Annotated in this window: 28 protein-coding genes; all 28 read left to right on the top strand. The window is 40.4% G+C overall.

Features of this window, described 5'->3' with window-relative positions; all coding sequences use genetic code 11:
* Positions 1-17: 17 nt before the first annotated feature.
* The 28 genes from rfbB to ACFOSD_RS08025 all read left to right on the top strand — a co-directional run bounded on the left by rfbB (position 18) and on the right by ACFOSD_RS08025 (position 26,848).
* Positions 18-1,091, top strand: coding sequence for a dTDP-glucose 4,6-dehydratase (rfbB, locus tag ACFOSD_RS07890; protein ID WP_380695258.1), 1,074 nt, complete (start codon positions 18-20; stop codon positions 1,089-1,091).
* Positions 1,088-1,963 carry a glucose-1-phosphate thymidylyltransferase RfbA gene (gene rfbA, locus ACFOSD_RS07895; RefSeq protein WP_380695260.1) on the top strand — a complete coding sequence of 292 codons (876 nt, stop codon included), beginning with the start codon at positions 1,088-1,090 and terminating at the stop codon, positions 1,961-1,963. The genes rfbB and rfbA overlap by 4 nt, the downstream gene beginning before the upstream one ends.
* Positions 1,964-1,965: 2 nt before the next feature.
* Positions 1,966-2,502: a dTDP-4-dehydrorhamnose 3,5-epimerase gene (gene rfbC, locus ACFOSD_RS07900; protein ID WP_380695262.1), complete on the top strand. Its 537-nt coding sequence runs from the start codon at positions 1,966-1,968 to the stop codon at positions 2,500-2,502.
* Positions 2,495-3,385, top strand: a complete 891-nt coding sequence (gene rfbD, locus ACFOSD_RS07905) for a dTDP-4-dehydrorhamnose reductase (RefSeq protein ID WP_380695264.1) — start codon at positions 2,495-2,497, stop codon at positions 3,383-3,385. Before rfbC ends, rfbD begins: the two co-directional genes overlap by 8 nt.
* Positions 3,375-4,652, top strand: a complete 1,278-nt coding sequence (locus ACFOSD_RS07910) for a flippase (RefSeq protein ID WP_380695266.1) — start codon at positions 3,375-3,377, stop codon at positions 4,650-4,652. Before rfbD ends, ACFOSD_RS07910 begins: the two co-directional genes overlap by 11 nt.
* A 4-nt stretch (positions 4,653-4,656) precedes the next feature.
* Positions 4,657-5,853: a hypothetical protein gene (locus tag ACFOSD_RS07915; RefSeq protein WP_380695268.1), complete on the top strand. Its 1,197-nt coding sequence runs from the start codon at positions 4,657-4,659 to the stop codon at positions 5,851-5,853.
* A gap of 5 nt (positions 5,854-5,858) precedes the next feature.
* Positions 5,859-6,608, top strand: coding sequence for a hypothetical protein (locus ACFOSD_RS07920; protein WP_380695270.1), 750 nt, complete (start codon positions 5,859-5,861; stop codon positions 6,606-6,608).
* Positions 6,608-7,591 carry a glycosyltransferase family 2 protein gene (locus tag ACFOSD_RS07925; protein WP_380695271.1) on the top strand — a complete coding sequence of 328 codons (984 nt, stop codon included), beginning with the start codon at positions 6,608-6,610 and terminating at the stop codon, positions 7,589-7,591. The genes ACFOSD_RS07920 and ACFOSD_RS07925 overlap by 1 nt, the downstream gene beginning before the upstream one ends.
* An 11-nt stretch (positions 7,592-7,602) precedes the next feature.
* Positions 7,603-8,637, top strand: a complete 1,035-nt coding sequence (locus tag ACFOSD_RS07930) for a polysaccharide biosynthesis protein (RefSeq protein ID WP_380695273.1) — start codon at positions 7,603-7,605, stop codon at positions 8,635-8,637.
* A gap of 3 nt (positions 8,638-8,640) precedes the next feature.
* Positions 8,641-9,759 carry a UDP-2-acetamido-2,6-beta-L-arabino-hexul-4-ose reductase gene (gene wbjC, locus ACFOSD_RS07935; RefSeq protein WP_380695275.1) on the top strand — a complete coding sequence of 373 codons (1,119 nt, stop codon included), beginning with the start codon at positions 8,641-8,643 and terminating at the stop codon, positions 9,757-9,759.
* 37 nt (positions 9,760-9,796) lie between these two features.
* Positions 9,797-10,936: a non-hydrolyzing UDP-N-acetylglucosamine 2-epimerase gene (gene wecB / locus ACFOSD_RS07940; RefSeq protein ID WP_380695277.1), complete on the top strand. Its 1,140-nt coding sequence runs from the start codon at positions 9,797-9,799 to the stop codon at positions 10,934-10,936.
* A complete protein-coding gene (locus ACFOSD_RS07945; protein WP_380697246.1) occupies positions 10,933-12,150 on the top strand; it encodes a glycosyltransferase family 4 protein in 1,218 nt (405 codons plus the stop codon). Before wecB ends, ACFOSD_RS07945 begins: the two co-directional genes overlap by 4 nt.
* Positions 12,151-12,168: 18 nt before the next feature.
* On the top strand, positions 12,169-12,984 hold the full coding sequence (locus ACFOSD_RS07950) for a transketolase (protein WP_380695279.1): 816 nt from the start codon (positions 12,169-12,171) through the stop codon (positions 12,982-12,984).
* Positions 12,984-13,958, top strand: a complete 975-nt coding sequence (locus tag ACFOSD_RS07955) for a transketolase family protein (RefSeq protein ID WP_380695281.1) — start codon at positions 12,984-12,986, stop codon at positions 13,956-13,958. Before ACFOSD_RS07950 ends, ACFOSD_RS07955 begins: the two co-directional genes overlap by 1 nt.
* Complete coding sequence (locus tag ACFOSD_RS07960) at positions 13,948-14,598, top strand: NeuD/PglB/VioB family sugar acetyltransferase (RefSeq protein WP_380695283.1); 651 nt, start codon at positions 13,948-13,950, stop codon at positions 14,596-14,598. The genes ACFOSD_RS07955 and ACFOSD_RS07960 overlap by 11 nt, the downstream gene beginning before the upstream one ends.
* Before the next feature lie 13 nt (positions 14,599-14,611).
* Positions 14,612-14,851, top strand: a complete 240-nt coding sequence (locus ACFOSD_RS07965; RefSeq protein WP_380695285.1) for an acyl carrier protein — start codon at positions 14,612-14,614, stop codon at positions 14,849-14,851.
* 182 nt (positions 14,852-15,033) lie between these two features.
* Positions 15,034-16,434 (top strand): AMP-binding protein, encoded by a 1,401-nt coding sequence (locus ACFOSD_RS07970; RefSeq protein WP_380695287.1) that lies wholly within the window; start codon positions 15,034-15,036, stop codon positions 16,432-16,434.
* A gap of 4 nt (positions 16,435-16,438) precedes the next feature.
* Entirely contained in the window at positions 16,439-17,434 is a 996-nt protein-coding gene (locus ACFOSD_RS07975) for a LuxE/PaaK family acyltransferase (RefSeq protein ID WP_380695289.1), read from the top strand.
* On the top strand, positions 17,424-18,626 hold the full coding sequence (locus ACFOSD_RS07980; protein ID WP_380695291.1) for an acyl-CoA reductase: 1,203 nt from the start codon (positions 17,424-17,426) through the stop codon (positions 18,624-18,626). The genes ACFOSD_RS07975 and ACFOSD_RS07980 overlap by 11 nt, the downstream gene beginning before the upstream one ends.
* Positions 18,623-19,201 (top strand): sugar transferase, encoded by a 579-nt coding sequence (locus tag ACFOSD_RS07985; protein ID WP_380695293.1) that lies wholly within the window; start codon positions 18,623-18,625, stop codon positions 19,199-19,201. Before ACFOSD_RS07980 ends, ACFOSD_RS07985 begins: the two co-directional genes overlap by 4 nt.
* A 32-nt stretch (positions 19,202-19,233) precedes the next feature.
* Complete coding sequence (fabZ, locus tag ACFOSD_RS07990) at positions 19,234-19,689, top strand: 3-hydroxyacyl-ACP dehydratase FabZ (protein WP_380695295.1); 456 nt, start codon at positions 19,234-19,236, stop codon at positions 19,687-19,689.
* Positions 19,686-21,269: a GMC family oxidoreductase gene (locus ACFOSD_RS07995; protein WP_380695297.1), complete on the top strand. Its 1,584-nt coding sequence runs from the start codon at positions 19,686-19,688 to the stop codon at positions 21,267-21,269. Before fabZ ends, ACFOSD_RS07995 begins: the two co-directional genes overlap by 4 nt.
* Positions 21,262-21,642 carry a hypothetical protein gene (locus ACFOSD_RS08000; RefSeq protein ID WP_380695299.1) on the top strand — a complete coding sequence of 127 codons (381 nt, stop codon included), beginning with the start codon at positions 21,262-21,264 and terminating at the stop codon, positions 21,640-21,642. Before ACFOSD_RS07995 ends, ACFOSD_RS08000 begins: the two co-directional genes overlap by 8 nt.
* On the top strand, positions 21,629-22,354 hold the full coding sequence (locus ACFOSD_RS08005; RefSeq protein ID WP_380695301.1) for an SDR family NAD(P)-dependent oxidoreductase: 726 nt from the start codon (positions 21,629-21,631) through the stop codon (positions 22,352-22,354). Before ACFOSD_RS08000 ends, ACFOSD_RS08005 begins: the two co-directional genes overlap by 14 nt.
* A gap of 116 nt (positions 22,355-22,470) precedes the next feature.
* Positions 22,471-23,652 (top strand): DegT/DnrJ/EryC1/StrS family aminotransferase, encoded by a 1,182-nt coding sequence (locus tag ACFOSD_RS08010; protein ID WP_380697248.1) that lies wholly within the window; start codon positions 22,471-22,473, stop codon positions 23,650-23,652.
* Positions 23,653-23,884: 232 nt separating this feature from the next.
* Positions 23,885-24,436, top strand: a complete 552-nt coding sequence (gene abiEi / locus ACFOSD_RS08015) for a type IV toxin-antitoxin system AbiEi family antitoxin (protein WP_380695303.1) — start codon at positions 23,885-23,887, stop codon at positions 24,434-24,436.
* Positions 24,423-25,331, top strand: a complete 909-nt coding sequence (locus tag ACFOSD_RS08020; protein ID WP_380695305.1) for a nucleotidyl transferase AbiEii/AbiGii toxin family protein — start codon at positions 24,423-24,425, stop codon at positions 25,329-25,331. The genes abiEi and ACFOSD_RS08020 overlap by 14 nt, the downstream gene beginning before the upstream one ends.
* A 152-nt stretch (positions 25,332-25,483) precedes the next feature.
* Positions 25,484-26,848, top strand: a complete 1,365-nt coding sequence (locus ACFOSD_RS08025) for an MBL fold metallo-hydrolase RNA specificity domain-containing protein (protein ID WP_380695307.1) — start codon at positions 25,484-25,486, stop codon at positions 26,846-26,848.
* Positions 26,849-26,936 lie beyond the last annotated feature (88 nt).

A 26,936-nucleotide genomic window follows, 5' to 3' on the forward strand; every position in this document is an offset into this window, starting at 1 on the left:
AAAAGGAAAGAAGATAAATGAAAATACTTGTAACAGGCGGTGCAGGCTTCATCGGCTCTGCCGTAGTTCGTCACATTATACAAAACACCCCAGACAGCGTAGTAAATGTCGATAAACTCACCTACGCAGGTAACTTAGAAAATCTGGTAGAAGTCAGTAACAATGAGCGCTATGCGTTTGAGCAGGTAGACATTTGTAACCGTGCAGAGCTAGATGGGGTGTTTGCTCAACACCAGCCCGATGCTGTCATGCACTTAGCTGCAGAAAGTCATGTAGACCGGTCTATAGACGGCCCCGCAGCGTTCATAGAAACCAACATTGTTGGTACTTACACCTTGTTGGAATCTGCCCGCAATTATTGGACTGGACTGCCAGAAAGCAAAAAACAACAGTTCCGTTTCCATCACATTAGCACTGATGAGGTATACGGGGACCTACCACACCCAGATGAGAGCAGTGATGCGGTTGAGCACCTTTTTATAGAAACAACAGCCTACGCCCCTAGCAGCCCTTACTCCGCCAGTAAAGCCAGCTCTGACCATTTAGTAAGAGCATGGCGCAGAACCTATGGCTTACCAACACTGGTCACCAACTGCTCCAATAACTATGGTCCGTATCATTTCCCAGAAAAGCTTGTTCCGCACATCATCCTTAATGCATTGCATGGCAAACCATTGCCCGTGTATGGCAAGGGAGACCAGATTCGAGACTGGCTGTACGTTGAAGACCACGCAAGAGCGCTCTATCACGTTATAACCACGGGAGAAATTGGTGAAACGTACAATATCGGTGGTCACAACGAGAAGAAGAACATTGAAGTGGTAGAGCTGCTATGCGACATCATGCAAGAGCTGAAACCGCAGTCGAAATCCTACCGCGACCTCATCACCTTTGTGAAAGACCGCCCAGGACATGATCGTCGTTACGCTATCGATGCAAGCAAAATTGAACGTGAGCTGGGCTGGAAGCCAAAGGAAACCTTCGAGACAGGCATGCGAAAAACCGTTAAATGGTATTTAGACAACGAACAATGGTGGCAGCGTGTATTGAGCGGTGATTATCAACTTGGTCGATTGGGAGAAAAGGCATGAAAGGGATTATTCTAGCAGGCGGTTCTGGCACTCGGTTGTACCCTATTACCAAAGGCGTATCGAAACAGCTACTGCCTATTTATGATAAACCGATGATCTATTATCCGTTGTCGGTCCTTATGCTCGCCGGTATCCAGGAAATTCTCGTTATTTCAACGCCTGAAGACTTGCCCAATTTTAGGAAGCTGCTGGGCGATGGCCATGATTACGGTATTAAACTGAGCTACGCCGAACAACCTTCACCGGATGGTTTGGCTCAAGCTTTTGTTATCGGTGAAGAGTTTATCGGTGACGATTCTGTATGTTTGGTACTGGGCGATAATATTTTCTATGGTCAGCACTTTTCCCAGCAGCTCAAAACCGCAGCGAGCCGCACCAGCGGGGCGACGGTATTTGGTTACTTGGTGAATGACCCGGAGAGATTTGGTGTCGTAGAATTTGATGCGAATGGTCGTGCATTAAGTATTGAAGAAAAACCCGCAAGTCCCAAGTCCAGTTATGCTGTGACCGGGTTATATTTTTACGACAATGATGTTGTAAAAATTGCTAAAGCCGTTAAACCTTCCTCTCGTGGTGAATTAGAGATCACGAGTGTTAATCAAGCATACTTAGAACGTGGCGACTTAAATGTAGAGCTGTTGGGCCGTGGTTTCGCATGGCTGGATACAGGAACCCATGAAAGCTTGTTGGAAGCGGGCATGTTTGTCCAAACGGTAGAGCATCGCCAGGGTTTAAAAATTGCCTGTTTAGAAGAAATTGGTTTCCACCATGGCTGGCTTAGTCGTGAAGCGATTCTAGAGCAAGGCAACAAGTTGGCGAAGACCGGCTATGGTCAATACTTGCTGCGATTGGCTGAAGAGCATAAGGAATAAGCATGAAAGTTATTGATACAGCGTTATCTGGCGTAAAAATTATTGAACCAAATGTGTTTGGTGATGCGCGTGGCTTCTTTAAAGAAACGTTCAGTGCACAACGATACCGAGATGAAGCGGGTATTGAATTGTCCTTTGTACAAGACAATCACTCGCGTTCCCGCAAAGGCGTACTGCGCGGCCTGCATTTTCAAAAAACCAAACCACAAGGTAAGCTGGTTAGCGTCGTGAGTGGTGCCGTTTACGATGTGGCTGCCGATATTAACCCAGCATCGCCCACGTACGGCCTGTACGTTGGTGTTGAATTGTCAGAGGACAATCATCGTCAGCTCTGGGTTCCACCAGGTTATGCACATGGGTTTGTCGTACTTACCGATGTCGTCGATTTTGTGTACAAATGTACAGACTACTACGACCCATCCGATGAAGGTGGCGTGGCATGGAACTGTCCAATGCTCAACATTGCATGGCCACTCACTGATGTTCAGCTTTCTGAAAAAGACCAACGCTATCCGGGGTTAAAGGATTTACATGACTAAGGTTTTGGTAACAGGCGCAGCTGGGCAAGTAGGAAGTGAGTTGGTTAAGCGGTTCCCTGCTGGTTTTGAGGTTGTGGGCTATACGTCCAGCGAATTAGATATCACGAATTCTCGGCTAGTAAACCAAGTGATCGTCGAGCAAGCCCCGGCACTTATTATTAATGCTGCAGCGTACACTGCCGTCGATAAAGCTGAAAGCGATGTTGAACGTGCTTACGCCGTAAATGAAACTGGTGTTAAAAACCTTGCACAAGCAGCAATGGCGTTAAATATTCCGATTTTCCACATTTCCACCGATTATGTGTTTGACGGCACGGCCACTGAACCTTACAAAGAAACCGACCCGGTTGGCCCGACCGGCGTTTATGGTGCCAGTAAGTTAGCCGGCGAGCTAGCGCTAGCTGAGAGTGGAGTAAAGCATATAATTCTGCGCACGAGTTGGGTGTTTGGTGCCAATGGTAATAACTTCGTAAAAACCATGCTTCGCCTTGGCAAAGAGCGCGATACATTGAGCGTAGTGGCAGATCAACATGGCTGCCCGACCAGCGCAGTGAGCATTGCTGATATGTTGTGGCTGTTCGCAAAAAAATATACTGAAGATAATGATTTACCTTGGGGTATGTACCACTTTAGTAATTCTCCGGCGACCACTTGGCATGGCTTTGCCTGTGCAATTTTTAAGCAAGCTGTAGAAGCAGGTGTTTTGAAAAAGGCACCGGTTGTTAATGCGATCAGTACGGCCGATTATCCAACAGCTGCGAAACGCCCAGCATGGTCTGTAATGAACTGTCAAAAAATTGATAGAGTAGTTTTAGGTTGTATTCCAGGTTGGCAAGATGAGATCAATAAACTAATTACTGAATTTACAAATAATGAGTTTTAACAAGAGTTTTATCTGGAACCTGGTTGGCAGTGTACTGCCATTGCTGGTAGGTGTTTTTACAATTCCCTTCCTCATTGAACAACTAGAGTTACAGCTTTTTGGCATTCTTACATTGATTTGGGCGTTAATTGGATATTTTAGTTTATTTGATTTCGGCCTTGGTCGAGCACTGACTCAAATAATTGCCAAATATAAAGGAGATGATCAAAAAACTAACACTTATTCTTGCGTCGGGCTTGCATTAATTACGGCTTTTGGTATTTTCGGTGCTTCTATAATTGTATTATCGGTTATGATTTTTTCGGTTAATTGGTTAGGGATAGATGAAAAATACGTAGTAGATGTAAAAAAAGCTATATTTATTGCGGCATTAGGAATTCCGCTCACAACATTAGCTACTGGCTGTAGAGGGATTCTTGAAGGTTTCTTTGAATTCGGACTCTCTAATGTTATAAGACTTATAATGGGAGTTGGAAATTTTCTACTTCCAGCAGTGGCGGTTGTGTTTTGGGAGCCAAATTTATCAAATGTAGCTCTTAGTCTTCTAATCGCTCGCCTGATTGTTATAATTATAAGTTTATATTATGTGCTAAGGTTTATTTCATTAAACTTGGGTTATTTTTTTGAAAATGATAAAAATATATACAGAGAGTTATTAAGTTTCGGCTCTTGGATGACGCTATCAAATATTGTAAGTCCATTGATGGTTACATCCGACAGGTTCTTTATATCAGCGATTGCTGGAGCTGCTGCTGTTGCGTACTATACCGTGCCTTTTGAAATCGTAATAAGAGCACTAATTCTTCCGGCTGCATTAACGAGTGTATATTTCGCCTACGCATCAAATATAGAGAATCAAGATTCTGAGTCTGCACAAAAACTATATCGTGAAAAACTTAAGCAAACATTTTGGATGATGTTGGTCATCGGTTTTGGTATAGCAACTTTGTCTAGGCCATTTCTTTCGTTGTGGATAGGTGTAGAGTTTTCCGAAAGAGCATGGTTGATAATGACCATCATGGGCATAGGTGTTTTCTTTAACGGACTAGCTCAGATGCCGCTGGCATCAATACATGCCAGGGGTATGGCAAGGATAGTTGCATTGATTCATGTGTCAGAGATTTTATTGTATGTGCCTATTTTAATGGCCTTAATATATTACTATGGTGCTATGGGTGCGGCATTGGCCTGGTTGTGTAGGGCTATATTCGATTTTTCTATTCTATCCTATTTCGAGTTAAAGACTCGGTATGCCGCTAGAGTATAAATTCATGATCAAAAATTTAGAAGCTACAGCAATATACTTTTTTTGGTTGGCATGCGTTTTGAATCCAGCTCCTTCAGACTATAAGTTTAAGATCATTTCGCTTTTCATTATGTTAGCGTTACTAGGGGTTAGGATACTAGACATTAATTCAGCAAAACTGAAAAAACCTTATGCATTATATTTATTTTTCTTTTTACTATTTGTGCTTTTAGGGACCTTTGTGGCTTTGATTAGAGGAGGGTTTTCAGGTAGTTTTATTGATACATCTTATTATACTTCAGCATTATATTTTATTGCGTCAGGATTGTATTTTTATTCTAAAAACTACACAGTGGCGTTAAAAGCGATGGTTTTTTCTCTTAGAGTTATTGTTTTTTTAATAATTTATAGTTTTTTTATTGTCTACACCGGTATCGAATCGGTGATTCTTCAGTTCTTTGTCGATATTGGTTCTGCTTACATAGGGATGAGGAATTACGGTGGCTTTGAATTTTATTATATATATTACATTGTGTCTCCAATGCTTATATTTCTTATTTGTTATGATATGTATTTTATTCTTAAAAGAAAGGGTCGCTTATATATTTTGTTGCTTGCTCTTTCGGTCACGGCAATGTTCTTGTCTGGCACCAGAGCAAACATGTTGCTGAGTGTTTTTACGCCAATCTGTCTGCTAATGTGGTTTTATGCTGGTAGATATGCGTATTTCTTTATCTCTATAGTCACAGTATTTTTTATTTTATTGGTGTTCGCACTAAAAATTCCAGTATTTTATGAAATGTTCAATCCAGAAGAAGTCAGTAATTCTGATAAGTTGGGCTACTTGTCTGGTTACATAGAGATATTTTCAAATTTATCATATTTCCTGTTCGGCCAAGGATTCAATGCGCATGTTTGGGACTTAAATATATATTCAATGATACCTGATGGTGCTTCTAAAACTGAGTTGACATACCTTGAAATGGTGCGCGTGTTTGGGTTTTTGGGGGCATCATTATTTGCATTTGGATTTTTGTATTTAGTATTTTCAAATAGGATTCATTATTCCATAGCACCATGGATCGGTCCCGCATTATTTATATATCTGCTTGTATCGTCAACTAATCCATATATATTTTCTTCCAATGGTATGCTGTTACTAGGGCTTGGTGTTGCGAGCTTGAGTTTTCACCGCACCAATTACTTAGTCAATAGAAAGTAGTAACAATGATATTCTTTTCAGTCCTATATAATCCAGATGAAAATGCAATAAAAAATATAATACTTGCAAATAATGCAGGGTTAAAATCCGTTGTTTATTTAAATCAGGTTAATGATCAGTATTTGAATAGGCTTCCCGATCTTGACGTTGTTATGTTGGGTGACAACAAAAATGTTGGTCTAGGCTTGGCCTTTTATGAGCTAGAAGAATACTTGGCTAAAACAGGCGACGAACATTATGTCTACTTTGATCAAGATACAATCACTACCGAGGAAACTTGGGAGTTGATATTGCGTACGTACACAGAGGTTAATGCGCGAGAAAATGCAGGATTGATATTTTATGGAAAAAATGTGAGTGAACGATCAGATCTGGTTGTAAGCAGTGGATGTTTATTTTCAATGGCAGTGATTCGTAAAATCGGTCGGCATGACAAAGATTACTTTGTTGAGGGAGTGGATTATGAATTCTGTCTACGGCTAAAGATAAATGGTTTATTTATATACAATATATTCACTAATAGTATTGATCATTTTGCCTTGCAGGATGGCAAGAGCCTAAAATTCGCTGGATTCCAAATGCCTATTCGAGTTTATGGTTTTTCTAGAACGAAAGATTTTAATATTTCTCATTTTAAGTTGCTCCGAGATTCACTAAAAAATAAGCAATATTATATGTTTTACAGGTTTCTAAAGTCTTCTGTCATCTTTAACGTACGTGAGTACTTTTCCAGATTTATAACGAGATTTTTATAATGCTGATTTCGATAGTTGTCCTGTCATATAATAGGCCCGTCCAAGTTGAGCGAATTCTCAAGAATTTTGTAGGTGTTACTGCGAATGATTTTAACATTATTATTAAAGATGATGTTTCCCCGTTACGATTTGAGATTGAGGAAATAGTCGATAGGTACTCAAAGCAATTAAATGTAGAAGTTCTCTTTCATTCCAATGAAAGTAACATGGGTTATGATGGTAATCTTATTAGCTCGTTTTCTATCACTGATTCTGAATATGTATTTTTGCTCAGTGATGATGATTACCTTTTGGGTTCGGAGATGGAATCTATAGTCAGGACTATTAAGAATAGTCGATCAGACTTTTATTTTACGCCATATATTGAGAATGGTGAAGTGAAAAGAGTTCCTTCTGGTAATTATGTTTCAGATAAATTCTCGAATATTATATATAATTCTATATTATTCTCTGGTTTGGTTTATCGTGTCGGTGCTGTAAATTCTCTGGTACTTGATTATGAGTTTTTATCGAAGTGCATTTACAGTCAAGTTTATCTTGCATTGGCATTGATTTATAAAAATAAATCCTATGGCGTGTTACCTTCCAGTGCCCTTTACCTTGGTGGCGATGGTGATAATTTCTTTGGGAAGAATGAATCTGCAGTAAATTCTGATTTGTTGTCTGATAGAAAGAAAGTAACATCGGATCTTTTGTACCAACAATTTTTGTTGAAGGTTGTTGATAAAATTTCTACTGATTTTGATCCTAATATTCTCATATCTTTTAAAAAAGAATATTCTATACGACTAGTTTCTTATGGCCTTAGAGTTAGAGGTAAAGGTTATAAAGCATATTTTTCATTTTTAAAAACATATTTTGGTTCTGTCGATCGCCATTTCATACTACCGACGTTGTTATTTCTAGTTTTCTTCATTTTTCCATCGAAAGTGTCGAGAAATATTTATAATATTGGTGTTAAAAGACTACGAAAATCTGGATAAGGGATTCTACTATGTTTCAAGATAAAATTCTAATGATCACCGGTGGAACCGGATCTTTCGGTAACGCCGTACTTAAAGGCTTTTTGGATACTGATATTGCCGAAATCCGTATTTTTAGCCGGGATGAAAAGAAGCAGGATGATATGCGTAAAAAATACGCGAGTCCTAAGCTGAAATTTTATATAGGTGATGTTCGAGACTATCAAGCGGTTTTGAACGCAACTCGTGGGGTAGACTATATTTTTCATGCTGCGGCACTTAAACAGGTGCCTTCGTGTGAATTTCACCCTATGGAAGCGGTTAAAACTAATGTGCTGGGTACTGAAAATGTACTGGAAGCCGCCATTCAGAACGAAGTGAAGCGTGTGGTGTGTTTAAGTACCGACAAAGCGGTTTACCCTATTAATGCCATGGGTATTTCCAAAGCGATGATGGAAAAGGTGATGGTAGCGAAATCCCGAAATGTTGATCCAAGCAAAACGGTGATTTGTGGTACACGCTACGGTAATGTGATGGCATCTCGTGGTTCTGTGATTCCGCTGTTTGTCGATCAGATGCGTGCCGACAAGCCGCTGACCATTACCGACCCAAATATGACCCGCTTTATGATGACGTTGGCCGATGCTGTAGATCTAGTGTTGTACGCCTTCGAGCACGGTAGTAACGGCGATATGTTTGTGCAAAAAGCTCCGGCGGCAACGGTTGAAGTGCTAGCGCAAGCTTTATCGGGTCTGCTCGGCAAGCCAGGTTACCCCATAAACGTCATTGGTACTCGTCATGGTGAAAAGTTGTATGAGGCGCTGCTCAGCCGTGAAGAAATGGTATGCGCCGAAGATTTGGGTGGATATTATCGTGTTCCGCCAGACCTACGCGACCTAAACTACGGCAAGTTTGTCGAACAGGGAGAGCAGGAAATATCCCAAGCGGAAGATTACAATTCTCATAATACTCAGCGTCTGGATGTAGATGGAATGCAGCAATTGCTGTTAAAGTTGGATTTTATTCGAGAATTACGTGATGGTCGCTATGTAGGCCCTGAGGAATAATTGATGCGTGTTTTGGTAACCGGTGCCAACGGCTTTATTGGTAAAAACTTACTGGTGCATTTGGCCGAGCGGAAAGACATTGAGGTTGTTCGTTTTACCCGTGAACACTCTGCATCCGAGTTGCCGACCATACTGGAAGGTGTTCAGTTTGTATTTCATCTAGCTGGCATTAATCGCCCGCAAGATCCGGCAGACTTCACCACGGGGAACGGAGGCTTAAGCCAGCAGTTGGCCGATGCTATGTTAGCAACGGGTTGCAAAGCCCCGGTAGTGTATACATCGTCTATTCAGGCAGAGTTAGCTAACCCTTACGGCGTTTCTAAGCGCGCGGCGGAAGATGCCTTGCTGGCGTTGCGCGAGCACGATGTTCCGGTTTCGGTATTTCGCTTACCGAATGTATTTGGCAAGTGGGCTAAGCCCAATTACAACTCTGCCGTTGCTACTTTTTGCCATAACATTGTGAATGACTTACCCATCCAAATTAACGACCCGGCGGCAGTGATTAATTTGGTGTATGTCGATGACGTTATCGAGCATTTTCTTGGGTTGCTGGATGGTGAGCGCATGAGACAGGCCTATGAAACCGTGCAGCCGGTCTACCAAATTACAGTGGGTGAATTGGCCGAACAGTTGTATCGTTTCCGAGATAGCCGCCAAAACTTGGTTACCGAACGAGTGGGTACCGGCTTGGTACGCGCGTTGTATTCCACTTACCTGAGCTATGTGCCAAAAGAGCACTTCTCCTACGAATTGCCGAAGCATGGAGATCCGCGTGGTGTGTTCGTGGAAATGCTGAAGACGCCAGATGCGGGTCAGTTTTCATATTTTACTGCGCACCCAGGCATTACTCGTGGCGGCCATTACCATCACACTAAAACCGAGAAGTTTTTAGTGATTAAAGGTAAGGCGAGTTTTAAATTCCGCCATATGCACACGGGTGAGTTTTACGAATTGGAAACCACGGGCGAAAATCCGGAAATTGTGGAAACCATGCCGGGCTGGACGCACGACATTACCAATATTGGTGATGATGAGATGATTGTTATGCTGTGGGCGAATGAAATTTTTGATCGGGAAAAGCCGGACACCTATGCTTGCCCGTTAACGCCTGTGGCTCAGTAAAACGCCTGTGGCTAAGTGAATAGTTGGATACTTTGTTATGACAACCGCTGTTAAAAAATTAAAAGTAATGACTGTGGTGGGAACCCGCCCTGAAATTATCCGTTTGTCGCGCGTAATGGCCAAGCTGGATGAGCACTGTGAGCATATTCTGGTGCACACGGGCCAGAACTACGACTACGAACTGAATGAAATTTTCTTTCAGGATTTAGGTATTCGTAAACCTGACTACTTTTTGAGCGCTGCAGGTAGTTCTGGTGCAGAGACTATTGGTAACGTCATTATTAGGGTTGATCAGGTGCTGGCTGAAGTAAATCCTGAAGCCGTTCTGGTATTGGGCGATACCAACAGTTGCATGGCTGTGATACCCGCCAAGCGTCGTAAAATCCCTACCTTCCATATGGAAGCGGGCAACCGTTGTTTTGATATGCGCGTACCGGAAGAAATCAATCGCCGTATTGTGGACCACACCGCTGATATCAATTTGAGTTACAGTACTATTGCGCGGGACTATTTGGTCGCAGAAGGGCTTCCGCCTGATCGTATCATTAAAACCGGTAGCCCTATGTTCGAAGTGCTGCATCACTATCGCGAAGGTATTGAAACATCCAATGTGCTGGAGCGTTTGAGCTTGCAAGAAGGTCAGTTCTTTGTAGTGAGTGCACACCGTGAAGAAAATGTAGATTCCGACAAGAACTTTATGAAGTTGGTCGATGTATTAAATACGGTTGCTGAACACTACAATTTACCAGTTATAGTTTCGACCCACCCGCGAACTCAGAAGCGCGTTGATGCCATGGGCGTGACGTTCCACTCTAATGTACAATTACTCAAACCGCTGGGCTTTAAAGACTACAACAAGCTGCAGTTAAGCGCGAAAGCGGTTCTATCAGATAGTGGCACTATCAACGAAGAATCATCCATTCTTAATTTCCCTGCATTGAACATTCGTGAAGCCCATGAGCGGCCGGAGGGAATGGAAGAAGCTGCCGCGATGATGGTGGGTTTAGAAGTTGAACGTGTGATGCAAGGCTTAGCGATTTTAGAAACACAGCGACGTGGTGAGCAACGTGATTTGCGGTTAGTAGCCGACTACAGTATGCCTAATGTGTCTGACAAAGTTCTACGCATAATTCACTCCTATACGGACTATGTAAACAAGGTTGTGTGGAAGAAATGAATAATAGGATTGTTATTCTTAATCAATGGTTTGATCCTGAGCCGACATTTAAAGGTTTACTTTTCGCAAAGGAACTTAAAAAAAAGGGCTTCGAAGTAGAGGTTGTAACTGGATTCCCAAATTATCCAGGTGGGCGTCTATATAAAGGATACAAATTAGGAATTTATAAAAGAGAAGTAATTGATGGAATAAAAATTCATCGTGTCTTTTTGTACCCTAGCCATGATGCGTCTAAGATTAGAAGAATTTTGAATTACGGATCATTTGCCCTTTCGTCATTAATTTTTTGTTTGTTTTTTTTGAAGAAGCCAAAAGCTATCTATGTGTATCATCCACCTTTAACCACAGGCGTAACGGCAACAATTTTAAGTAAAATAAGACGAATTCCTTTTGTGTATGACATTCAAGATCTTTGGCCAGATACCTTAAAGTCCACTGGCATGATTAATAGCATAAAGGCACTCAAAATTATTGATAAAGTGGCTTCTTTTATCTATAAAGAGGCTAAGAAAATTGTAGTCCTATCTGAAGGGTTCAAGGTGAAGCTAGAAGATAGAGGCGTTAACCCTGATAAAATAAGTGTGGTATACAATTGGGCTGACGAAAGATTCATTCAGCCAATAGAACACTCTGATGAAGAAAAAAAGCCATTATTTAATAAAAACAGCTTTAACGTACTTTATGCCGGAAACTTCGGAATTGCACAAGAATTGACTGCACTTTTGGGTGCTGCAGAACTGCTAAAAAATGACGACCGAATTCATATTTATTTAATGGGTGACGGACAAGAGCGAGATCGACTAGTTAAACTGAAGAAAGTAGATAATCTGACAAATGTCACAATACTAAACTCAGTGCCACTTAGCGAAATTTCTGAATACCTAAATTCCGCGAGCGCCCTTTTTATACACCTTAAAAATGATCCTCTTTTTGAGATTACCATTCCTGGTAAGACGCAGAGCTACATGGCTACAGGCAAACCTATTATTATGGGTGTTTCCGGTGCAGCCGCAGAGTTAATAACAAAGTCCAATTGCGGAATATTAGCAGAATCATCAAATACATCATCTATTGCAAATGCTATCTTAATGATGTCCAAGATCGATAAAAATGAACTCGAACAGATGGGAAAAAGAGGGCGAAGATACTACGAAAATGAACTTTCCCTTAATTCTGGCGTGGATAAGTTCGCGAATATTTTTAATTCTCTATAAAATTATATTTTGAGGTGAATGATGGACGATTTCAATAAAACAAGCAAAGACTTAAGACGACTTATAATAAATAAGGCCTATGAATGTGGACAGTCAACTCATCTAGGCGGTGCGTTGAGCATGGTTGACATTATGTGCGTTTTATACAGCAAATTTTTGAAATTTAAACCTGATGAGCCGAAGTTTGAAGATAGGGATATTTTTATTTTGAGCAAAGGTCATACGGTGTTAGGTTACCTGGCAACTTTGTATCATTTTAAATATTTCTCAAAAGAAGTTTTTGATACCTTTCAGGTGAACGGTAGCAAATTTATTGCACATCCAATTAAAAATTTAGATTATGGAATTGAGTCATCAAATGGAAGTCTTGGTCAAGGAGTCTCTTACGCCTCAGGCATGGCCTTAGGATTCAAAAAGAGAGAAAAAGAAAATCGGGTTTTTGTAATGATGGGAGACGGGGAGTGTAACGAAGGATCTGTTTGGGAAGCAGCTCAACTATCTTCCGAAATGCAACTAAATAATCTGATAGTAATTGTCGACAAAAATGATTATCGGAATGACGGATCAACTGCATACGATAAGTCTGATCTAAAGTTGGAAAATATGTGGTCTGCATTCGGTTGGAACACCATTTCAATCAATGGACATAATTTCGATGAAATATTAGATGCCTTTAATAATGCATTAAATTCTGAAACTAAACCTACTGCGATAATTGCTAGTACAATAAAGGGCAAGGGTATTTCATTTATGGAATCTAATAACGATTGGCATCACAATCGTATAACAGAGTCTGTATATGAGCAATGTTTAGTTGAAATGGAGAAAATGTAATGCAAATCAATAAAAAAATTGCCAAAATGTGGTCTAGGATGGGGCCGAGAGCTGTTTATGGTAAAATTATGTCCGATATAGCTCATAAGAATGAAGACATACTTCTTATGTCAGCAGATCTTGGTCGCTCTTCAGGATTAGCGAGCTTCTATCAGACATATCCTGATCGATTTGTAAATACAGGGATAGCAGAACAAAATATGATTGGCGTTGCAGCAGGTCTAACTCGATTAAACTATAATGTTTTCGCTTCAACATTTGCGCCTTTCGCTTCCATGAGAGCCGCAGAACAGGTAAGAATGAACATGGGCTATATGGAAGAGCCTATCAAACTCATAGCATTAGGAAGTGGATTGTCAATGGGGTTCTTAGGCAATTCACATTTTGGGTTGGAAGATGTTGCGGTTATGAAGACTATTCATAATTTAACAATTATAAGTCCGGCTGACTGCATAGAGCTTTATAAGACTTTGGATGCACTTGTTAACTACAATTCACCAGTATATGTTCGACTAACGGGCGCCGTAAATTGCCCTGTAGTTTATGAAGATGATTATTCATTTGAAATTGGACAGCCTATATGGATTATTCCTCAGTCTGATATTAATGTAATTTCTACCGGTACGACAGTTGGTCACGCTAAGAAAGCGGTTGAAAAACTTAATGAAGAAGGCTATAGCATTGGTTTACTTAATATCCATACTATAAAACCTATAGCTGAAGAATTTGTTAAAGATGTATTGAGTACTTCAAAGAAAATATTTATTTTTGAAGAACATACACGTGTCGGCGGATTGAGAAGCTCTATATACGATATTATTGTTGATAATGCTATTCAAGGACTTGATGTTGTATCACATACATTGCCAGACAGCTATCTAGAAACTGGAGAGTATGATTATTTGATTAATCTATACGGGCTAGATGCGTTGGGTATTGAAAAAGTTATCAGAGAATCTATAAATGAAAAGTAATTGGTATATATACGGGGCTGGTGGATTAGGTGTCGAGACCTTGGATATTCTTAGGTCCTACCTAAACGATGAGTCCGACTTTACCATAAATTTTCTGGTTGACAATATAGACGCCAAGGTAGTCAATGGAGTAGATGTGGTTGAATATTCTTCAAATCTTGAAGGATATGTAACTATTGCAATAGGAGAGCCAGCTACAAGGCTGAAGTTGTATAATAAAATTAAAGAAGAAAAGTCATCGAAATTAGAATTAAAAACTATCATATCAAAAGATGCCTTTGTTTCTGAATTCGCGACTGTGGGTGAAGGCTGTATAATTGCACCATTTTGCTCTATACAATCTACGGCGTTAATTGGTAATAATGTTGCAATAAATACTGCGGCGATTGTCGGGCATGATGTTGTAGTTGGCGAGTCAGCTGTTATCTCTTCGCAGGTGAATATAGGTGGCGGTGTAAAGGTTGGTCGAGAAAGTTATATAGGTATGGGTGCTCTTATAAGGGAGGGGATAAACATAGGTAGTAACGTTATAGTTGGGATGGGTTCTGTGGTGCATAGAGATATACCTGATGGTGTGATTGCTATGGGAAATCCCGCTAGGCCGTTAAAGAATAATGTAGAACAGAAAGTTTTTAATTAAATCTGGAGTTATTATGACTAATGTAGAAAAATATGATTCAGCATTCATTGAAACATTTGAGATAGATCGAAGTGATTTAACAGATGAATTAGAGTATCAAAGTATTCCAAGCTGGGACTCTGTCGGTCATATGGCGCTAATTGCAGAGTTAGAAGACTTGTTTGATATCTCAATAGAGATGGATGATGTAATTGATTTTGGGTCTTATAAAACTGGATTCAAAACTCTAGAGAAATATGGGGTAAAATTTTAATTTATAATTATTTAAGATGCATTAATTTAACGTCGGTATTAAAGCAAAGCTATATGCTGACGTTAAATTAAAGTTTAAATGGTTAATGGCTATGATTTGGGTTTGTTGTGTTTGAATCTGTCATTTAACTCCTTAGTTATTATGGCTATATTAATCAGATTAGATAATGCGGGAGGTGATTGATGCTATTATTAGACACAAAAAATGATCTCGATAAAAATACTTTCTTGTTATCGGAGGAAGGTAGTTGGACATACGAAGAAGTATTTGATGCTGGCGATAGTTTATTCAAAAACAAGGAAAGAGAGTTGGTACTGATTCTTTGTGATAAAGATATAGATACTATAATTGCATATGTTGGTTCGTTGAGAAATAATAAAGTTCCTCTGCTTATTGATAAAAGTTATAAAAAAGAGTTGATTGAAAGTTTTATAAAAAACTATTCGCCGCATTATGTAATTAGTTCAACCGTTGTTGGTCTAGAAAATGCTAATTATGAAATTGAACAAGATGAATACGAAGGATTTGGTGGGTTTGTATATAAAATAATTAATATGAGCCCATATTCAATATCTGAAAAGTTAGCACTACTCATACCTACTTCGGGTTCCACTGGTGATCCTAAATGTGTACGACTTTCTCATGATAATATTAATTCGTGCACGCATTCAATATGTGAATACCTCGAGTTCAGTCAAGAACGAGTTGCTATTTCATTTTTGCCTATTCATTATTCATATGGGTTATCTGTTCTTCATAATTGTATATATAAAAGGGCAAAGTATGTTGTTTCAAAAGCAACCATTTTAGACAAGAATTTATGGGAGGATATGGAGAAATACGAAGTTACAGATTTTTCAGCCGTGCCTTTTGCTTTCAAGATATTAAGAAAGATGAGTCTTGATTACGATAAATTAAGGTCACTGAAATATGTTACCCAGGCAGGCGGCTACTTACCAGAGACAGAGTCACTATATTTCTACAACGAATTCTCTTCACATGGCATAAAGTATTTCACTATGTATGGTCAAACAGAAGCGTCGCCGAGAATTTCGTATCTTGATCCAAAATATGCCGAAGAAAAAAAAGGTAGCGTAGGTTTACCGATATCATGTGGTCAAGCATTTATTGCCGAAACGGGTGAAACTAGTGGAGTAGGTGAACTCTGTTATAAAGGGCCTAATGTTGCGTTGGGTTATGCTACCGGATATCAAGACTTGTCAAAAGGTGATGAGTTTAAGGGAACTTTAATAACAGGTGACGTGGTAGAAATAGATTCAGATGGATTCATTAGAATTATAGGTCGTAACAAACGTTTTATAAAAATTAGCGGAATTTCGGTAAATCTTGATAGAATAGAGAAGGATTTAACGGAGATTTTCTCGTCATCAGTTGTAATCGGTAAGGATGAAAAATTAGTTGTTTTAACAGAAAATGAGTCGGATTTAATTTCAATTAAAGACTCTATAGTTAAAAAATATGGTTTCAATAAGACATTTATTGAAGTTAAAGTTATGCCCGAAGTACCATTGAATGCATCAGGCAAAACTGATTATAAATTATTAACTGATAAATACTTGTAGTCATATGAAAAATGATAATTATGAATTATATAGAACATTAACTAGCTATCATAGGGATCATTGTAAGTTGTATGCTGACTATATTGACTCTCAGTTTTTAGACAAAACAAACACAATAGCAGATATTCCATATTTGCCGGTAAGGTTGTTTAAAGAGTTTGATTTGATTAGCGTCAAGGAAGATGAAGTCTTCAAGATTATGTATAGCTCTGGAACAACAGGAAAAGCTTCTAAGATTCATTTGGATAAAGAAACCGCCAAAAATCAATCTTTACACTTAGCAAAGTCTTTTAAAGAATATTTTGGTGACTCGAGATTTCCGATGTTGATAATTGACTCTGAAAGCACCGCTAGGGGAATGACTGCTAGAACTGCTGCTGTTAATGGATTTTCTATATACGGCAAAAAACGTTGTTTTGCCTTAAATGAAAAAATGGAGTTAAGAGTAGAAGAGGTTTTAAAATTTATAGAGGAATATAAAGGCTCTAGAATCTTTATTTTTGGATTTACATTCATTCTTTATCAGTATTTTATAAAGAAACTTCAAAGTTTAGATTTAATGTTGGATCTATCGAATGCTTTTATCCTACATGGTGGTGGCTGGAAAAAATTAGCGAATTTAAATATTACAGATTTAGAGTTTAAGTCTTTACTTAAATCTACAGTCAAATGTGAAAGTGTCCATAATTATTATGGAATGATTGAGCAAACTGGTAGTATATATTTTGAGTGCGAGTATGGTAATTTGCATGCGCCAACGAATGGTGATGTTATTATTCGGAACTTTAAAACACTAGAGCCTAACGAATATGGCCAAGAAGGTATAATTCAAGTCCTTTCTACTATTCAAAAAAGTTACCCTGGTCACTCTCTATTAACAGAAGATGTAGGGTTGACCTATCCCGCTAACGACTGTAGATGTGGGAGGGATGGAGATATAATAAAAATACACGGTCGTCTGGAAAGTGCGGAAATTAGAGGTTGTAGCGATGCAGTTTGAAGAAGAGAAGATCTTTGAAGCAGCTTTCGATAGTAGTTCTTTTTTTAAGTTGTCAGTTACTTCTGCGTTTAGTGAAGATTGTATTTTATTCTTATCTCAGCTATCGAAGTCTATTCTTAAGGATAAAGATGCTAGGCAGTTTCCAGATTTGATGACTTTTGGTTATTTTTGTAGAAAAGCAAATCTGCTTAAATTCAAAGATGGCCAACTTGACAAAGATATTGGTGACACGCAATTTGGGCGTGGTGTTTGTTTACACATAGCGCCGGCCAATATTCCCATGAACTTTGCTTATTCGTTTATTATGGGATTTATGTCAGGAAATAAAAATATAATAAGATTGCCCAGTAAAAGATTTCCGCAAATAGATATCTTCCTGCGAATATTTGAATTCGTCACCAATACCCATGCATTTAATTTTGTTAAAGAGAGAAATTCCTTTATTAGGTCGGATAGAAATAGTCAAAAATTAATTGATTTGGTATCCAAAGTAGATGCGTTGGTAGTTTGGGGGGGGGATAGTACAGTAAAAACCTTTCGAGCATTGGAAAAAAAAGTATCGTGTTTTGAAGTGTATTTTCCGGATCGTGTTTCTTCTTTTTTAATAAATTGTGATTTTTTAATCGATGAATCTGCTGATAATATATTAAAACTTTGTGAAAATTTCTATAACGATACTTATCTCGTAGATCAAAATGCCTGTTCTTCTCCTTCTATGATTTTGTGGTACAGTAAAAATGATAACCACTTATTAGCTCGGACGATTTTCAGTAATTATTTAAATAAGACGCTTGAGAAAAAGTATGAAATGGAATCTATATCAAGGATTGAGAAGGATATTGATGTAATGCGTTATTGTAATCTTGTTGATGGTTCAGTTGAATTAGATAAATACTCAGATGTGCTATGGTATATGGATTCCCCAGGCTTTAAATTATTGAAGCCAAAGCTAGGTGTTTTTATAAGTAAAAATATAGCCGATTTGGAGTTGTTGCCTAGTTTTTTTAGAGATAATGAGCAAACTCTAACATATTATGGGTTTGATAATAAAGATATTCTTAAGGTTCTATTAAATAAAGTGCCGAGATTAATTGATAGAATTGTACCGGTAGGGAAGGCTTTGGACATTGGATTTATTTGGGATGGAAAAAACATGATTAACACATTGTCTAAATATATGGATTGCCAATGACTTTAAAAGTATTAAGAATATTAGATGTTGCTTTGTCAATTATTCTGTTGGTTTTAGCGGCACCTATATTAATTATAACGTATGTTGTTATAGTGGTGACTATGGGTAGTCCTGCTATTTTTTCACATTACCGGCTCGGTTTGGGAAATGACAAGTTTTTGTTATATAAGTTTAGATCTATGATTGATGATCCTAGTTTGACAGATGAAGAAAGGATCACAAGATTTGGTAAGTTTATTAGGAAAACTAGTATAGACGAGTTGCCTCAGTTGATTAACGTCATTATGGGTGATATGAGTTTGGTAGGCCCTAGGCCGTTATTGCCTGAATACAAAGATCATTTTACCTTAGAGCAGTTAAGACGACATAATGTAAAACCCGGAATTACTGGATGGGCACAAGTGAATGGAAGAAACTCGTTATCGTGGGAGGAAAAGTTTATTTTAGATTTATACTATGTTGATAACTATTCGGTCTCACTTTATATTAAAATACTGTATCGCACATTTTTTGTGGTCTTGCTTTCAAAAGGGTTTTCACTGTCAGGCGAAGCAAAAAGATTTGATGAAAGATAATTAAAATTTCACTAAACTTTGAGGGTTTTACAATGTTTTCTTTAAATGCTGAAGAGTTAAAAAAATACCAGCCAAATCGCTATCCTTTTTTGATGATTGATTATGTGACAGAGGTAGTTCCGGGCAAGTATGCTTATGGATATAAAAATTTGTCTAACAATGAATGGTATTTTCCTGTGCACTTTCCTGGTGGGCCAAACATGCCAGGAGCCCTTCAATTAGAGGCAATGGCTCAAATGTTAACTGTAGCGTTAACTACTCAGGAAGGTTTGGCGGGTAAGGTAACCCACGCTTTGAAACACATAGTACGCTTTAAAAAAGAAGTTCTTCCTGGCGAGGTTTTGCATATAGAAGCTACAATTGATTCATGGAAAAGAGGGATTTGTAAAGGGCGTGCTATAGGTAAGACAAATGGTGAGGTCGCTTGTGAGGCAGAAATGTTAATCACGATACCTGAAATATTAGAAGAGTTCCTTCCAAAAAAATGAATAATGTAGATTATGATTATATTGTAGTTGGATCAGGTGCATCTGGGTCAGCCGCCGCCTGGCGGCTCACTCAAAATGGTTTTAAGGTGATTTGTCTAGAAAGAGGTAAAGAAATATTACCTTCTGAATATCCTTCTACTCGCAGCGATTGGGAGATAAAGAAAAGAAAGGATTTTAATCCTGTATCAGCTATTAGAAATCTAGAATCAGATTATCCTGTAGATGATTCAGAATCCCCAATAGCAATATGTAATTATAATGCTGTAGGTGGTTCTACTATACTATATTCAGCTCACTTCCCTCGTTTTAGACCTCAAGACTTTAAAATACAGTCATCAGATGGTCTCTACGAAGATTGGCCAATATCTTATGAAGATCTAAAGCCATATTACGAAATCAATGAGAGAGAAATGGCTGTCTCTGGGCTGGTTGGTGATCCAATGTATCCAGATATAGAAGAGCTTCTTCCTCCAGTTCCAATAGGAATTACAGGAGAACGAATTGGTGATGCTTTTAATAAAAAAGGTTGGCATTGGTGGCCTAGTTATGCGGCTATATCGACTAGAAGTAAAAATGGTAGAGATCAATGTATAAATCTTGGACCCTGTAATACTGGGTGTCCGCAAGGTGCGAAATCCAGTGTAGATAGAACCTATTTGTCTAGAGCAAAAGCTAATGGGTTAGAGTTAATAACGGAATGTTACGTCGATTCAGTAATAGTAAATAATAATTCAGCTAAGGGTGTTGTTTATTTTGATAAGTTAGGTAAACGACATGAGCTTTATGCTAGTAATATAATATTAGCGGCGAGTGCAATCGGAACACCTCGAATCTTGCTGAATTCAAAAAATGAAACGGGGGAAAATGGGGTAGCAAATTCAAGTGGTTTAGTTGGTAAAAACCTAATGATCCACCCGCTTGGCTATGTTGAAGGTTTGTTTGAAGAGGAATTAGACACTGATATTGGTCCGCAAGGCTGCATGATTTATTCTTTAGAGCATTATAGGAAAGAAAATAGAGATTTTGATCTAGGTTATATGATGCATGTGCTTCGTGGTACAGGCCCTATTGAAACTGCCATGTCTGCATTAAACCGAAGAAAGCTACGTTTTGGTGAGGCTTTAGAGGAAGATTTTTTTAAGTTTTATAAAAAACAAGTTTCTATCTCTATTATTTGCGATGATTTGCCACAATTGAATAATAGTGTTGAATTATCAAATGATACAGATAAATTTGGTACCCCCGGTGTAAAAATTAATTATAAAGTATCAGAGAATACGTTAAAGATGATGAAGGACGGTATGTCAAAGGCGAGGGAGATATTGGAATTGTCTGGTGCCAAGAAAACATATGCTTATGGACCTGTTCGCAATACTGGGTGGCATTTAATGGGAACTTGTAAGATGGGTTTCGATCCAAGTAAATCTGTAGTTGATCCATCCGGTGAATCTCATGATGTTAAAGGTTTGTTCGTCGTTGATTCTAGTTGTTTTGTTACCGGCTCTTGCGTAAATCCTGCTAATACTATTCAGGCAGTTGCATTATATTTAACAGATAAAATAATCGGGAAAAATGAGTAATTATACTTTTAAAATATATAAAAAGATGTTTCCTGGCAATAATTATGTCTTGCCTTCGATAGATGAGCTAGATATTGATGGTGATACTATTAGTTATGAATATGAAGACATCCTTAGTGCATTTGTTAGTGAGTATTCTTTAGATGTAGATGAGATAGAGATAAATGAATTTTTGAAGTTATTTAAAAAGAATTATTATACGCAAGCCAATGGCTTTATTTCTGATGCAATCGATTTTTATTTTTCACATCCTCAAGTTATCTCTGTTCTCCAGCAGGGTAGGGTTACTTTGTTTCCTAATTATAGGGCTCTCCCTGAGATTGATTATGATTTATTAATACCGGTAATGGAGTTGTATAGTGGAGACGAATAATAGAGTTGTAGTTATTACAGGTGCGTCAGGTGATATCGGAAGGCCTGTAGTGGAATACTTGTTAAAGAGTGGTTATGTAGTTGCAGCTTGTGTGAGAAATTCTGATGGATTTTCATTATTTGATGATAATGAAAATCTTAAATATTTTGCATGCGATTTTTCTGATAATGAATCTATTATAAGCTGTGTGGCTGATATTAAAAAAGAATATAAGAATATATACGGATTGGTTAATTGTATAGGAGTAGCGCACGGCTCTAGCTTCTTAATGACAAAGCCTGAGGATTTACATGATGTTTTTAAAATTAACTATTTTTCAATCATGTTTTTTATTCAGTTGTTGGTTAAAAAAATGATAAAAACACGCAATGGTTCTATTGTTAATATTGCCTCTACAGCCGGCATTTTGAGTGATAAGGGTACAATGGCATACGGTTCTTCGAAGGCTGCACTTATACATTCTAGTAAGGTGTTGGCTACAGAGCTGGGTGCATATGGTATTAGAGTGAATGTAATAGCCCCTGCAGTTGTTGAGTCTAAAATGTCTGCTATAATGGATGAAGAAAGTGTTTTAACATTGAATACAAGAGCTGCTATAGCAGGTAGTATTTATCCGCAAGATGTGGTTGATATGATTGTTTATCTGTTGAGTGATTCTGCAAGAAATATTACCAAGCAGGTCATAAAAATCGATCGAGGTATTTTGGACTAAATATTATTTAACGTAAATATTTTCATTGATCTATTGATTTATAGACCTGATTGGTTATATTTACCTACTTTTTGTTCGTTTGCTATTATTTTTACTTTTGATTAGTGGTGGATCAAGTGATCGGTACTTCTTTTTCTCCTTGGCCTTCATTCTCTGACGATGAAGCCAATGCGTGTCGTGATGTAGTGTTATCCAATCGTGTGAACTATTGGACGGGCGTTGAATGTCGGGCATTTGAAAAAGAGTTTGCCAAATGGGCCGATTGTGAATACGCGATTGCGTTAGCGAACGGTACAGTCGCGCTCGATGTTGCTTTGAAGGCTTTGGGTGTGGGCGAAGGGGATGAGGTGATTGTTACCCCTCGTACTTTTTTGGCCTCGGTATCCTCAGTTGTGACTGCGGGCGCTACACCTGTGTTTGCAGACATTGATCCGAACAGCCAAAACATTGAGGCACATACTATCGCGCCCAAGGTTACTGCTAAAACCAAAGCAGTTATAGTTGTGCATTTGGCAGGTTATCCTGCAGACATGGATCCCATTATGGAACTTGCAGAAAAGCATGGTTTTTTTGTGATTGAAGATTGCGCCCAAGCGCATGGCGCACGCTATAAGGACAGATCCGTCGGTACTATAGGTCATGTAGGCGCGTGGTCTTTCTGCCAAGACAAGATTATGACGACCGGTGGCGAAGGCGGGATGGTGACCACCAAAGATAAAGCATTGTGGTCCAAGATGTGGTCATATAAAGACCACGGTAAAAGCTGGGAGGCGGTGTACGAGCGTGAACATCCACCCGGTTTTCGTTGGCTGCACGAGTCCTTCGGTACGAATTGGCGAATGTTGGAAATGCAGGCAGTTATAGGCCGCATCCAATTGACTCGCATGGCGGACTGGACGGCGAAGCGCACAGAGAATGCGCAGGCGATTTGGCAAACCTGTAGCTCGTTAAAGGGTTTGCGTGTGCCTGCAGTGCCAAATGACATTTTGCATGCGGCGTACAAATGCTATGTCTTTGTGGAGCCTGAGCAATTGTCATCAGGCTGGGATAGAGACCGCATCATGAACGAGATTAATGCGCGTGGTGTGCCGTGTTTCTCTGGATCTTGTTCTGAGGTTTATTTAGAAAAAGCATTTGATGGCACGGGTTACCGGCCAAATGAGCGCTTACCTGTGGCAAAAGAACTGGGTGAGACCAGTTTGATGTTTTTGGTCCATCCAACCTTAACCGCCGAAGAAATCCAGAAGACGTGTCGTGTTATTCAAGAGGTGATGAACGAAGCGGTTAATCCATCATAACCACGGTGCTGGGTAAGGGCAGCGGGGATAGGGTTCGTTAGGAGCGTAGCGCCGATTTCAACGTGCGTACGTGCAGGTTCGGCCAGGGGGCTGGTCTCGTACGGGCGTGGTTCGGCCAGAGGGCTGGCGTCCTACAGGGTGAGGTTCGGCCATTGTTTAGAGTTGGTGTCTGATTACTTGCAATGACTCTGCGTTTTATTACACTATTTATAACAAAGCGCGGATAGTGTGTATGCAGCCAATAAAACGTTTGGAGCAATGGCTTCTTACCTCTCACATAAACAGCTCTGGGCGCCTCTATTCTACTGCGGCATTTCGTTCTTTGTTTCCGGAGTTGACTCAAGGTGCCTATAGAGCGCTTATCCATCGGGCCGAGAAGCGGGGTCTCTTGGAGCGTGTGTGTCAGGGTATTTACCAATATGTGGGCGCGCCGGACACTAGCGGCCTGATTCTTTTTCATGCTGCTGCCTTACTGCGTGCCAGGCACTTCAACTATATCAGTTTGGAAACGGTACTGAGTGAGGGAGGGCTGTTATCTCAAATCCCTATGGCTTGGATTACGGTGGTAAGTACGGGGAGGTCAGCTGAAATCAGTTGCGGGCGATTTGGCACAATTGAGTTTGTGCACACAGAGCGCACTATGTCTCTGGTGATTGATGAATTGAGTTACGATCCTAGGTGTCATCTGTATAGGGCTTCCCAAAGTCTGGCGCTGGCGGACATGCGGCGGTTCAACCGTTCCACTATGAATCTGGTGCAGGAGCCTCCCAATGGATCTATTTAATGCGCTGATTGACGAGGCCATACGAGCTCAGGGAGATCTGGCCGTTCTGCGCCCGGTGGTGGAGAAGGAAATTTTGCACCATGATATATTGCGAGAATTGAACCATGCAGACCTTCTTCAGAAACTCACTTTCATTGGCGGAACTTGCCTTCGTGCCTGCTATGGTTCTAATCGCCTGAGCGAAGATTTGGACTTCACTGGTGGAGCTGACTTCAACAAGGACGAACTGGTCAAATTGAAAGAAACATTGGAAACTCGGCTGCAGGAAAAATATGAGGTGCCGATCACGGTAACTGAGCCAAAAGCGGAGAAACAAGGGAATGTCGACACTTGGAAGCTTAGCGTGAACACGCAACCTCAGCGACCGGACATGCCTGCACAGAAAATTCATCTGGATATCTGCTCGGTTCCCAGCTATCAGGTAGTGCCGATGACGATTAGAAATCACTATGGGATCAACCTAGGGACGGAATCGCTCATTATCAAAGCTCAGACCCGAGAAGAGATCTTCGCCGATAAGTTGCTTGCTTTTGCTATGAGGCCTGGGCGAATGAAACATCGGGATATCTGGGATATAGCTTGGTTATCTCAAGGAGGTATTGAGCCAGCTTATGAGCTGATTAATGCCAAGCTGAATGATCATGCCGAAGCAAAAGAGGTCTTCCTTCAAAATATGAATGATCGATTGAAGCTTCTTGCAAACGACGAGCAACAGCGAGATTTTTTGTTTGAAATGTCCCGATTCATTCCTCCAAGTCGGCTCAATCAAACGGTCAGGCAGGATGGTTTCTGGCATTATCTGGTCAATACTGTCACGGAAAAGGCGCAACGGGCTCAGCAGTTTTTAGAGGATGAACAACCTGATCAAAGTGAAGGGCCGTTGTTTCCTATGTAGGTACTTATAGTAAGTTATTCGTCGACTGCCTGCAGGCGCGCAGCTCTCTGCGCGAATATTCGGCCAGGGGGCTGGCCTAGTATGTTTTATTACTGGTTGATGGTCACCATCTTGATGGATTAAACACAAATTATAGAGTTAAGGAGAAAACTGTGGAAAAAGGCTTTCCATCCATCATGCACCATGGCGGTGCTGAGGGTGTTACGGGCAGTTGTCATCGCTATATGGCATCGGCAGACCATCATGTCCTGATCGATTGCGGGCTGTTTCAGGGCAGCGATGCGGGGCCAAACCCGTTGCAGCAACATCAGGTTGATTTTGATCTCACCCCTATCAAGGCCTTAATTGTAACGCACGTGCATATCGACCATATTGGTCGGTTGCCCTATTTGATGAGTGCCGGCTTTGATGCCCCGATCTATTGCACCCCGGCGTCGGCGTTGTTATTGCCCTTGGTGATTGAAGATGCCCTCAAGCTGGGTTTCACCCGGGACCGGCGGTTGATCCGCCAGTTCTTGGCGCGTGTGAATGAATTGTTGGTGCCGGTTGAATTTAACGAGTGGCGCGCTTTGCCCGGTAGCTTGAACTGGCAGGTTCGTTTTCAGCGTGCCGGGCATATTCTGGGTTCGGCCTTTGTTGAGATCGATCGATACGATGATGATCTACCGAGACCCCATCGTACCGTGTTTTCGGGTGATCTCGGTACGCTGCACCATGGGCTTTTACCCGGCCCGACATCGCCGGAGCGGGCTGACATACTCGTTATAGAAAGCACCTATGGCGACCGCCTGCATGAAGACCCGGTAACCCGAACCGAGCGGCTGAAAGAAGCGGTGCAACACGCGTTGCAGAATAACGGTACGGTATTGATACCGGCGTTCAGTATTGGTCGCACACAAGACATTCTGTTTGAACTCGAGCGCATTCTGGCCGATGTGGCGTTTCAGCCCGTGGATGTGGTGGTCGACTCGCCGTTGGCCGCGAAATTCAACAGCGTGCACCGCGATTTGCTGCCCACCTGGCAAGCCGAGTTTCCGCACAAAAATGTCCCGCGTGTTGCTCAAGGGGGACGGCATCCGTTATCGTTCGAGCAATTAATTACCATTGATTCACACGAACAACATAAAAAAGCGGTAGCGTTATTGGCTTCAACGCACCGGCCGGCCATTGTGATTGCCGCCAGTGGCATGTTGACCGGTGGCCGGGTGATGAATTATCTCACCGCCATGTTGGAGGACCCCGTTCATGATTTGGTGTTTGTGGGGTTCCAAGCGCCGGGTACCTTGGGCGCCGATATTCAACGGGCTGGGCGCGGCGGGCGGGTGACCATCGATGGCAAGCCCTATACGGTGCGTATGGGGATTTATACCATTGGCGGATTCAGCGCCCATGCCGACCAGCAGGATTTGGTGCGTTGGGTCGATGGTATGGCCGAGCCACCTAAGGATATTCGTATTGTGCATGGTGTACCCAAGGCACGAGAGGCGTTGAGGCAAACTTTGCAACGCTTAGGTTGACGTAAAATTGTCATGCGACAAACGCTGGACTCTGTGCTTTAATTTAACGCTGTACATTGTTCCATAGCAGGGAAGGACGTTCCTATGA

This window comes from Salinispirillum marinum (assembly GCF_042650105.1).
GTDB lineage: Bacteria > Pseudomonadota > Gammaproteobacteria > Pseudomonadales > Natronospirillaceae > Salinispirillum > Salinispirillum marinum.

What these genes read in the sequence shown, in the direction of transcription:
- rfbA (WP_380695260.1), top strand. Translation starts at nt 1,088, where the DNA reads ATGAAAGGGATTATTCTAGCAGGCGGTTCTGGCACTCGGTTGTACCCT.
- ACFOSD_RS07930 (WP_380695273.1), top strand. Translation starts at nt 7,603, where the DNA reads ATGTTTCAAGATAAAATTCTAATGATCACCGGTGGAACCGGATCTTTC.
- ACFOSD_RS07985 (WP_380695293.1), top strand. Translation starts at nt 18,623, where the DNA reads ATGACTTTAAAAGTATTAAGAATATTAGATGTTGCTTTGTCAATTATT.
- ACFOSD_RS07970 (WP_380695287.1), top strand. Translation starts at nt 15,034, where the DNA reads ATGCTATTATTAGACACAAAAAATGATCTCGATAAAAATACTTTCTTG.
- ACFOSD_RS07955 (WP_380695281.1), top strand. Translation starts at nt 12,984, where the DNA reads ATGCAAATCAATAAAAAAATTGCCAAAATGTGGTCTAGGATGGGGCCG.
- rfbB (WP_380695258.1), top strand. Translation starts at nt 18, where the DNA reads ATGAAAATACTTGTAACAGGCGGTGCAGGCTTCATCGGCTCTGCCGTA.
- ACFOSD_RS07965 (WP_380695285.1), top strand. Translation starts at nt 14,612, where the DNA reads ATGACTAATGTAGAAAAATATGATTCAGCATTCATTGAAACATTTGAG.
- rfbD (WP_380695264.1), top strand. Translation starts at nt 2,495, where the DNA reads ATGACTAAGGTTTTGGTAACAGGCGCAGCTGGGCAAGTAGGAAGTGAG.
- wbjC (WP_380695275.1), top strand. Translation starts at nt 8,641, where the DNA reads ATGCGTGTTTTGGTAACCGGTGCCAACGGCTTTATTGGTAAAAACTTA.
- wecB (WP_380695277.1), top strand. Translation starts at nt 9,797, where the DNA reads ATGACAACCGCTGTTAAAAAATTAAAAGTAATGACTGTGGTGGGAACC.
- fabZ (WP_380695295.1), top strand. Translation starts at nt 19,234, where the DNA reads ATGTTTTCTTTAAATGCTGAAGAGTTAAAAAAATACCAGCCAAATCGC.
- ACFOSD_RS08020 (WP_380695305.1), top strand. Translation starts at nt 24,423, where the DNA reads ATGGATCTATTTAATGCGCTGATTGACGAGGCCATACGAGCTCAGGGA.
- ACFOSD_RS07975 (WP_380695289.1), top strand. Translation starts at nt 16,439, where the DNA reads ATGAAAAATGATAATTATGAATTATATAGAACATTAACTAGCTATCAT.
- ACFOSD_RS07920 (WP_380695270.1), top strand. Translation starts at nt 5,859, where the DNA reads ATGATATTCTTTTCAGTCCTATATAATCCAGATGAAAATGCAATAAAA.
- ACFOSD_RS08000 (WP_380695299.1), top strand. Translation starts at nt 21,262, where the DNA reads ATGAGTAATTATACTTTTAAAATATATAAAAAGATGTTTCCTGGCAAT.
- ACFOSD_RS07945 (WP_380697246.1), top strand. Translation starts at nt 10,933, where the DNA reads ATGAATAATAGGATTGTTATTCTTAATCAATGGTTTGATCCTGAGCCG.
- ACFOSD_RS07910 (WP_380695266.1), top strand. Translation starts at nt 3,375, where the DNA reads ATGAGTTTTAACAAGAGTTTTATCTGGAACCTGGTTGGCAGTGTACTG.
- rfbC (WP_380695262.1), top strand. Translation starts at nt 1,966, where the DNA reads ATGAAAGTTATTGATACAGCGTTATCTGGCGTAAAAATTATTGAACCA.
- ACFOSD_RS07980 (WP_380695291.1), top strand. Translation starts at nt 17,424, where the DNA reads ATGCAGTTTGAAGAAGAGAAGATCTTTGAAGCAGCTTTCGATAGTAGT.
- ACFOSD_RS07960 (WP_380695283.1), top strand. Translation starts at nt 13,948, where the DNA reads ATGAAAAGTAATTGGTATATATACGGGGCTGGTGGATTAGGTGTCGAG.
- ACFOSD_RS07915 (WP_380695268.1), top strand. Translation starts at nt 4,657, where the DNA reads ATGATCAAAAATTTAGAAGCTACAGCAATATACTTTTTTTGGTTGGCA.
- ACFOSD_RS07995 (WP_380695297.1), top strand. Translation starts at nt 19,686, where the DNA reads ATGAATAATGTAGATTATGATTATATTGTAGTTGGATCAGGTGCATCT.
- ACFOSD_RS07925 (WP_380695271.1), top strand. Translation starts at nt 6,608, where the DNA reads ATGCTGATTTCGATAGTTGTCCTGTCATATAATAGGCCCGTCCAAGTT.
- abiEi (WP_380695303.1), top strand. Translation starts at nt 23,885, where the DNA reads ATGCAGCCAATAAAACGTTTGGAGCAATGGCTTCTTACCTCTCACATA.
- ACFOSD_RS07950 (WP_380695279.1), top strand. Translation starts at nt 12,169, where the DNA reads ATGATGGACGATTTCAATAAAACAAGCAAAGACTTAAGACGACTTATA.